This window comes from Halomonas halmophila (genome assembly GCF_006540005.1).
GTDB classification, from domain to species: domain Bacteria; phylum Pseudomonadota; class Gammaproteobacteria; order Pseudomonadales; family Halomonadaceae; genus Halomonas; species Halomonas halmophila.
In genome coordinates this window covers 1-1,035 of the sequence record NZ_BJOC01000084.1, presented here as the reverse complement: position 1 = coordinate 1,035, position 1,035 = coordinate 1, and the positions used below count along the sequence as shown (strand labels likewise).

The 1,035-nt window shown below is 49.8% G+C and carries 1 protein-coding gene; it reads left to right on the top strand.

Features of this window, described 5'->3' with window-relative positions:
- Nucleotides 1–216: 216 nt before the first annotated feature.
- Nucleotides 217–1,035: hypothetical protein (locus HHA01_RS14690; protein ID WP_141322065.1), on the top strand; the 819-nt coding region annotated here is incomplete at its 3' end.

Sequence of the window (1,035 nt, the reverse complement as noted above, 5' to 3'; positions counted from 1 at the left end):
ACGGCCAGCGCCAAATCGACGGGCTAGCAGCCGTAGTTCCCAAGTTATTGAGACTTCCGGTGGTGCTCGATGGCAAAAGGATGGCGGCACCCATTCCTATCGTCTTGCCGAGAGTTGGGTGGGGGAGTTTCATCAGTTTAAAAGCGGGTTGTAGTTTAATATGAAAGTAATTATTGTACTTTTTTATCAGTTTTTATAAGTTTTGAGGTAGAGGCGATGTCACAGAAAATAGAGTATCATTTTGGCGTACGCTGGAAGGTTGATGGTCTGGCGTCATCACTGGATATACAGAATATCATGCTTGATTTTAAAGGCGTGCCTGGTGCGCATAATACGATGCTGCCTGTCACGCAGTATATCCGTAATGGACGAAATGCGATTCAGTTCTATGCCTGGCCAGTGCCGTCAGACGACCCATTCAAGCCTGAACAAGAACTGCGTCTCTCTTTGGAATATTGGCGGTCTGGCCAAAATCCCAACACTGAATCCAACACGGCGTTTGAGGTGGTGATGAAGCCAGGCCAGGATGATGCCAGGCCCCGCATCGTGGCAAGAGAGCCAAGCGCTCCACTGCAACCAATAAGCAGTGAGATACGGTGGAACGAGGATTACTTCCGGTTGACGGTTCCCTTTACCAACCGCCAGCCGATGCCCACCTGGTGCTGGGAAGAGGGGGATGTTCTGCGCGATAATGAGGCCACCCGTGACAGCCTGACCCGTGAGTACCGTCGATTGCACAAGCTCTTTGCCGCAGGCAACAACGATGCCCTATTGGCGGCAGCATCGACAAGAACCCAAGAGCTCGCTACTGCAACCGATACGCCAGAAGCCTATGTTCGTCACCGGTTCAGCTACAACATGTACTTCGATAATCCCGGTCTTTACCAGTTAGAAAATTTTCCTGAAAATCCGATGACATTAAATCTTGCGGCGGATAACCGTGTGGCCTGGCTTACCACTAAGGGCGTTAGTGAGCCAATTCGTTTTAATAAAGTTTTGGAAGAAGGCCGTTCAAGTTATGTCAGCCTTTACTTT